This is a genomic window from Pseudomonas sp. HMWF006, from assembly GCF_003061205.1.
In the GTDB taxonomy this organism is placed as follows: Bacteria; Pseudomonadota; Gammaproteobacteria; order Pseudomonadales; family Pseudomonadaceae; genus Aquipseudomonas; species Aquipseudomonas monsensis.
On the sequence record NZ_QAIU01000094.1, the window covers coordinates 1 to 7,293 of the forward strand.

At 47.0% G+C, this 7,293-nt stretch carries 6 protein-coding genes and 1 pseudogene; 3 read left to right on the forward strand and 4 right to left on the reverse strand.

What is annotated here, in order from left to right; translation table 11 throughout:
* Positions 1 to 483 precede the first annotated feature (483 nt).
* Positions 484 to 1,008, forward strand: a complete 525-nt coding sequence (locus DBR24_RS34745) for a DUF4365 domain-containing protein (RefSeq protein WP_128613925.1) — start codon at positions 484 to 486, stop codon at positions 1,006 to 1,008.
* Positions 1,005 to 2,114 (forward strand): hypothetical protein, encoded by a 1,110-nt coding sequence (locus DBR24_RS03715; protein WP_128613926.1) that lies wholly within the window; start codon positions 1,005 to 1,007, stop codon positions 2,112 to 2,114. The genes DBR24_RS34745 and DBR24_RS03715 overlap by 4 nt, the downstream gene beginning before the upstream one ends.
* A gap of 1,205 nt (positions 2,115 to 3,319) precedes the next feature.
* On the opposite strand, the gene DBR24_RS03720 is transcribed toward DBR24_RS03715, so the two are convergent.
* From DBR24_RS03720 to DBR24_RS31460, 4 genes and pseudogenes are all read right to left on the reverse strand, one after another.
* Positions 3,320 to 3,811, reverse strand: a complete 492-nt coding sequence (locus DBR24_RS03720; RefSeq protein ID WP_128613927.1) for a toll/interleukin-1 receptor domain-containing protein — start codon at positions 3,809 to 3,811, stop codon at positions 3,320 to 3,322.
* A complete protein-coding gene (locus DBR24_RS03725; RefSeq protein ID WP_128613928.1) occupies positions 3,811 to 4,773 on the reverse strand; it encodes a caspase family protein in 963 nt (320 codons plus the stop codon). Before DBR24_RS03725 ends, DBR24_RS03720 begins: the two co-directional genes overlap by 1 nt.
* A 108-nt stretch (positions 4,774 to 4,881) precedes the next feature.
* The gene (locus DBR24_RS03730; RefSeq protein WP_128613929.1) at positions 4,882 to 6,324 is read right to left on the reverse strand and encodes a caspase family protein; all 1,443 of its coding nucleotides are present in this window, start codon (positions 6,322 to 6,324) and stop codon (positions 4,882 to 4,884) included.
* 115 nt (positions 6,325 to 6,439) lie between these two features.
* Positions 6,440 to 6,835, reverse strand: a pseudogene (locus tag DBR24_RS31460) (integrase); the annotation flags it as partial.
* A 294-nt stretch (positions 6,836 to 7,129) separates the two neighbouring features.
* On the opposite strand from DBR24_RS31460, the gene DBR24_RS34750 reads away from it, so the two are divergent.
* Positions 7,130 to 7,293, forward strand: a 164-nt coding sequence (locus tag DBR24_RS34750) for a toll/interleukin-1 receptor domain-containing protein (protein WP_128613931.1), incomplete at its 3' end; no start/stop codon positions are given.

A 7,293-nucleotide genomic window follows, 5' to 3' on the forward strand; every position in this document is an offset into this window, starting at 1 on the left:
AAGCCCCTGCATTTCTGCAGGGGCTTTGTTTTGTATGGTGCCGGCACCAGACGAACGGTATGTTTCAGGGAGGCTAGGTTTTCCGGGCGCATGGATTTCGGTGGAAAACTCGGCGTACCCCAACCAGTAACTATAAATAAATCAGCTAGTTGTGGCTTTACGTGGAATCGAATCCGGATTCAGCAGCTATCGGGACACTTGTGCAATTTGTACGCAATTCGTTCAACGTCGACTATGTAAGTCAAGTTTTCCAACTGCTATGGCGTCCGAGGCTCCACCGGCTTCCCATGAGGGGGGTGTGTTCTTCTGCCCCGAGAGGACCAAATCTCTGGGTGACCGCCTTCCTCGCTAATGAAGGAAGTGTCGCTACGCTTGTTTGAGTGCCGAACGTCACTTGGAGTAATGATGGCATTATGCCGCTCATGACTAACGCTCAGCATTTTCATACGTTATGCTGTCAAAAAAATTTGGCACGGCGGGGATATGACGGAGGCTCAGATCAAGGAAGCGATCTCGAAGGAATTTCTTCGAATCCTCGCTAACGGGCACGGATTTAAGGTTACGGAGCCCCCGCTTGACCATGGAGTGGACATGGTTGTCTGCCCTGTTACAGTGCGACGCACTCCCCAAGGAGGGATGCGTTACCTTGACTCCCCCTACAAGCTAGATTTTCAGCTCAAGGCAACCACATCTGCTGGAGTCACGGACGATGGCGATCAGATCAGGTTTGATCTCGAATCCAAGACCTACAATGATCTCGTCGCCCGACGACCTCAGTTTTTGCCCATGCACCTAATCCTTGTAGTGCTCGATTCAGCCCCACCGGACTGTATAGCCATAGACGAGTCCCAATTGTCTGTTGCTGGAAGTGCATACTGGTACCTACCAGATGAGGGGGTTACTGAGACCGAGAACGCGCACCAAATTAGGATTTCGATTCCGAAGGCCAATCGTCTTGGGCTCGGTTTCGTCCGATCTTGCTACGAGCAGTTGGGGATAGAGGTATGAGTCATAGATCTGAAGACCTGTCTATCCTCGCCGAAAAGCTCCAGACTTTTCTCACCGCCTCAGGATGGGTAGAAGGGCGTCAAGCCAAGGGACTTCGTTTTTTTTATCCGCCGGCTGCCCTTGGGATCGAGGGGAAGTACTCCATCGCGCTACCCGATGACTCATCCAAGCCTGGTGTAGATACTCTTTTGCATGCAGCTGCTGACTCTCTATTGGATTTGTATGGTTACAGTCGCTTCGGCGAAATGGTTGAGAGCGCCGCTTCAAATGCAGATTCAAGTCCTGCTCGTATCTCATCACGATTCGTGGATTCGTCTACTCGCTGGGGTGCGATGCCGCTTTTGGCGTTTGGGGAGTTTTTGACTCATATGGGAGCAGGGTTATATGAAAGCGCCAAATTTAAGCTGGGTGGGGATAATAACTCTAATCGAGTAACAGCCAGTACTTTCGCAAAAGAATGCCTTTTACTTCAAACTAAAGTCGGTAGTTTCATTGCTAGCATCGAGGTGCCAAGAACAACGCTCCGGCAAGCCGATTTATTCGGGCATGAGGCGATTGATTCGAATAAAGTTTGTTTGTCATTATTTTCGGCTATTGAATTCCTGAATGCTAGAGTACTCAACGATACACAGTCTTTATACACGGAAGAGTCAATGGCGGACGCCATTTCACTGTTTGATGTGGAACTGTTGGAAGCCTTGTCGAAGATGATTTTAGGGCCTGGTATGGATACTATTGAGTTTTCTTTAGAAACAGGAGCCTCTATACGGATCTCTTCTACCGGTTGGATTACCGAAGATAAGATTACACGGTTAAGGGACTATGTCGCCTTTATTAAGAAGCACTTCCGCGGGGAAGATAATATAACGGTGACTGGCTCCATAGTCGAGCTCCGCTCGCGTGATCCTGAAGGTAATAGGAACTATATCCGAGTAGTCGCAGACTTTCAGGGAGAACGAACTTTTATGTCTGCGATATTGACTAATGAACAGTATCAACGTGCTGTAGATGCCCACCGTACCAAGCGATCGGTGACCATTCGCGGTAACGGAATGCGATTGAAAACTCAGATTCGTATTACAAACGTAGCTGATTTTACTGCATAGCGCTGTTTCGCTGAGGCAGTCAACAAAAATACTGCTTGTGCTGACTTCAAAAAATTAGCCACAAGCCGTCAGACGTTATGCCTCTGGTAATCTATTTATAGTTAGTCATTAAATTTAAAAAATGTTTTATTTGGTGAGATAGATGCCTATACCAGTAAATACGCAATTGGCGGCGCTGCCGGCGATGCTTCCGGCGATGATCGCGGCGTACAACACACCAAACTCACGTACTGCTAATTACAATATTACATATGAAAGCTTTATAGTTGGCAGAACACAAGGGATTGCTACCCATGGAAGCCTCGCAAACTGGATTAAAAATGGGAACGCCGCTGCGGAAATTCATAATCTATTGATCGCCTTTGGTATGAGCGCACAACGCTCCATTCTCGTCGCTCTTCCGGTGCTACATGGGGTTCTAAATGGACTTCCTGCTGGGATCCTAAACTGGATACAAAATATCTCACTTCCATTGCCAACATCGCCTTGTACCATTATCAACTCCTCGACGCATTCTAATTTATCAGTGGAGTTGCAAGACCTCTTTAACGTCTTGGCCGCACCGGGCTCAGTGACTTTGAGCGGCGGTTTTGTTGCTGCAAGCAAGACATTGCATTGCTTGTTTCCAGATTTGGCCCCGATGATTGATGGGAGACACTCCGGGCTCTCGTACTTTCACATATCCCGAGCTACATATTTACCTCCACTCGGTTTGCGCACGTGGGATCAATGGAATGGCACTTTGCCTCTTGGCATACCAAATCCGAGTCCGCGGGGAGCCGGACGCACAAATTGGGACTCTGCAAGATTCGTTGCGGCTATAGGTATAAATCAGCATATTTATGAGATTTGGCGAAGTAATAACCATAATCCAAGTCTGTGGAATTTTTTGGCACTAGACTCTACGCGTGGGACGACCGGAATACCACGAATCGTGGACAAATTACTGTGGTAACGGGCTAACTATTTATTACTGATGAGTTTTACGCAGAGTCGGTGGTAAAACTTGTTGCCGGTCATTAGCGAAAGACTTTTTTGGGAGGTCTGATTCGTTTCACGCAGGCAGCAGCGGTTCGACGTTCGCAACCTGATCTTGCTCATTATTTCAGCGGTACAATTAACCTCGCAGGGTGGGCCAACCAAATAACAAAAGCAACAAGGCCGGGGTTATCTTGGCCTTGTTGCTACTAAAATATTCGCTTTTTTTAATACCCTCGACGAATCTTCGTCTTGAGTTCCGAGTGAAATTTGTCAGCGTTGCTCTTGTTTGTTTTATGGAGTGATTCGCTGCCCATGATCGATTCAAGGCTTATCGAGCGTTCGGAGATGAGTTCGCTTTTATAGGATTCGATGAATAAGTCGATATCTGTGCCCTTGGTCATTTTTGGCCACTTTTCAAGGTACTCGGGAAGCTCTGTTCCTCCAGTTTTGAAGGAGCAGATTCGTCGATTGCTGATTGTAGCCTCACCAATTTCAAATGGCACCCACCACGACAGTGCGGTTCTCTCCGAAACGACGGCGAGCAAATGTGTGCATTGGGTGATGTTACGGGTAATAACAGCTGTGATGTCTTCGGTGGATTGAGATTCAGCATCCAATACGTCTAAGTAGGTATTGATGTTTGCTTTTTTCAGTCGACTGTTTATTTCTATGGCTTGGTCACGGTCGGTGTGGCGGTAACTGATAAATACAGGCATCAGAAATGTCCTTTGATTGCAAGTTCTCGGTAATAGGCTCCTAGGGCAGTGAGACGACAGCCGGTGGAGTTGATTGCGGCGTAATACATGTGCTCAGCGTTCAGTGGCTCTATCAAGCTGTGGCGATTACACTTTTGCAACTGAGCGAAGACGTCGCCTTTGTCGGAGTTGAACACTGCGGTTTCAGTAGGTTCGTAACTAGGGTCTAAGGGAAACTCAAAGCTTGCATCGGGAAACCAGTCGGGTAGTTTGCGCAGTATTTCCTCGGAAATTAGAGGTGCGACTTCTCGCAACGCAATAAATTGCGATACGTTGGTTTTGAAGACGGGCCGCTGTTCCCATGCTCCAAGTGCATTGTCGACAAACGAGTAGACGCCGCCAGGCGTGACCTTGCCGAGAACGTTAGCAGCTCCACCGTGTAAAGCCTGCAGAAGTAGGCCGGTGAATACGCCATGGCTGTTTTTCTCCAGCGCAGGCTCTGTTTTTTTGCAGGCTGTGAGGATAGTGACTCCTTCGCTCAACATGCTAGCTCCGCCCCTTAGAGCGCGACTATCTCCTGCACCACCGGCCTCGCAACAGTCCAATATGATTATTTTGTTTTCAATCTGCGTGGCATCATGTGCCCACTTCAAAATGTCGCTGACTCGTAGACCGTCACCTCCTATTTTGTAGTCCTGCGGTATAAGCATCCCCTCATCAATATCCGTATCAAACTGACCATGCCCGGCGAAATACAATAACGCGACATCGCATTTTCCAGAAAATAGACTACGAATATTGTCTTTGAGTAACGTCAGACTCACGTCTTCTTCAGCCGAGGTCAAAATTTTATTGCTGAAATTTGGTCGCCCACTGGAATGACGCTCCAGTACAGAAGCCATCGCCATAGCATCGTTGTTACAGCCGCTGAGTTTGGAAACATGGCTGTAGTTATTTATTCCGACAAACAAGCCTTTACGCATAGCTCACCCTCCCTGTGCGTACAGATGGAATCTAAAGTAACCTAAGCTATCGACAGCTTATTAAAGGTCGCTTTACAAACCTAGAAGCAGCTTCTCTTAGAAGAAAGTTTATTTTGCGAGATTAGTGCCAAATGGTATTAAGATATTGGATGCTTCATCAAAGTCGCTAGTAATGGTTAGCTGTGACTTTGGGATCATCATCTGCGTGGTAATCATTTTTACTAGGCTGTCGTATCTGATTGGGTGAGCGGTAATATCTTCGTAGCTTTTGTTGAAAGTGAGATTAATGATATTGATCCCTTCGAAAAAAATCCCAGTGATCAGTTGTTCACCTGAGTCGAGCTGCTTCGATTTAATGTCGATGCTGATCTGTCTGGGCTTGCCAGGTATGACATAAAATCGATTTTGGTACGTAATTAGCACGTCTGATATAAGCTCAAAGCTAGAGGCAAGGGACTCAATTTTTCGCAACTCAAAAAGCTGATCGAACTTTGATGTCTTAAATGTTTCTCTGATCTCACCTTTTGCATTGAAAAACACTTCAAATAGCATGCCGTCCAATATAGCTTTTCTGTTTTCCTGGGAAAGCTCAGAAGTTTTTTTATTAAAATCAACTATGTAATTGGTTGCGTCGTTCGCCGAGCCACATGCGGCTTGATAGATATTTCTGCCCAAAACGAACAGCGTGTTTATATCCGATGATTCAAGCCTTTCTTTCGTGAGCTTAGCAATGGCAGGATTTTGAGTATACCAATTCCTGGATTTTAAGTCGCGAATACATTCAGCAATTATTGTACCAGCCTGAGGAGTGAACGTTGAGTCCGCGATAGCTGCTGCGCTATAAATTGTAAGTCGTCGCCCAGCGCTAATGTTAAAGAAAAAATCACCAGAAAGGGAAGTGTGCTCCCATGATGTCTGTTTGTTGGTCGTGGTAACGCTTAGCGTATTTCGAACTCGTTTGAAAAGATCTTCAACGGAAATATCTAGGGTGTTGATGTGCTTAAGGAGCGCCTCGGTGTAACTCCCGTTACGATTTGGACCGTCAGCGGCCACTTCGCCTGGCGACGTGGCAAATGCGATAAGCGTTCCTTTCGGAGTATATACCGAGGCCAGCCCAGACAATTCAGGCCCACGATTCCAAGCTCGCAAAAAAGGGTTGTTGCGACATGCATCCAAAATTATCAAATTTGTTGGATTCGAACAGTCATCCATAACTTCGATAAGCCGATTCAAAGCAAACGATGTGTGTTTTACTGAAATTTCATCCGAGAAATTTGTATCGGTAGTAATTAGATAGTTTTCGCCTTTTATCTGAATTCCGTGACCTGCAAAATAAAATAGCCCTACATCATTACTATTAAGATTGTCCTTAAAATTTTGTATAGATCTATCTATATCTTCAGCTGTGCAATCAATCTTTAATATTACTGAAAAATCCAGAGTTTCAAGCGCTGAGGCCATATCGATGGCGTCATGCGTAGCGTTAGCTAACGCTCCACCGTTAGGGTAGTTTGAAATTCCAATTACAAGTGCCGTCAAACGCCGTTTCATCCAGATTCTTCCTTGATTGGGTGGAGCCGCTCTGCGAAATGCTACTATTTTGACATCATTATGTACAACGAATTGATAGGCTCACCCGCTTCACGTGTTCGTGATTTTGACCTTACGGCACCGAGCAGCGGACACTGTTGCGCCGCATTCCCAGCGTCTTGCTCGGGCTCGGTACTTTCACATACTGATCACCGTGAAGCGCGGCTATGGTCCGACTCACACGGGATAACCGGTTTTGCGCAGTGGATGCCATAGCACCTTGTTCAACTTGCTGGCGCAGATGCTCGGCTTAGTCCAACAAGGTCTGCCGATCAATCCGTCGCGCATCGTTGACGCCTGGCCCATCCTCCTACCGACACCAGCGTACAAACGCCTGCCAGCGGTCACTGTGCGTCTTGACCGTGCCGTAATGTCCTCCGCCAAATAGATCTTTCAGCGCTTGCGGCCCGGCATAGCTCAGTTGTCGACCATAGCTAAAATTGCGGCCATCTCGCTTGTCGACCAATGCCATGATCAAACTCCTCTCGAAGCCAAACCGTTAAAGCCTTTCCCCCACGTTATCAAGCCAAGAATTCTGAGTGTTGTCAGGAATCAAGGCCCCTGCGACCTGTGAGGGTTGTCCGCTAACGCTGGACTGGCGGTTCCTTACGACCAGTTGAATCCACAGCTAAAAGCCGTCATTCAATGTGCGTACGAAACCAGGGGCTAATCAGATTGCGCACAAGACAGGTGCCGCTAGCAAAATTTGTTGGAGTCAGGTATTACGAGAAACCCGCATGATGCCGGATCAAGGGATGGAGCAGATATGCCTATTTTTGTAAGCTACTCACACGTAGATAAAGAAAAAGTAGATTTAATAGCAGGGCACCTGCTCAGGAAACGAACAAACGTGTGGATCGACAGGTGGGAGCTCAAGGCTGGCGATTCGATAATTAGCAGAGTTCAAGAAGCAATCGAGGGGGCAAGTGC

Bases quoted from the DNA above. Each gene is read 5' to 3' on its own strand.
- DBR24_RS34745 (WP_128613925.1), top strand. From the start codon at position 484: ATGACGGAGGCTCAGATCAAGGAAGCGATCTCGAAGGAATTTCTTCGA.
- DBR24_RS03715 (WP_128613926.1), top strand. From the start codon at position 1,005: ATGAGTCATAGATCTGAAGACCTGTCTATCCTCGCCGAAAAGCTCCAG.
- DBR24_RS03720 (WP_128613927.1), bottom strand. From the start codon at position 3,811: ATGCCTGTATTTATCAGTTACCGCCACACCGACCGTGACCAAGCCATA.
- DBR24_RS03725 (WP_128613928.1), bottom strand. From the start codon at position 4,773: ATGCGTAAAGGCTTGTTTGTCGGAATAAATAACTACAGCCATGTTTCC.
- DBR24_RS03730 (WP_128613929.1), bottom strand. From the start codon at position 6,324: ATGAAACGGCGTTTGACGGCACTTGTAATTGGAATTTCAAACTACCCT.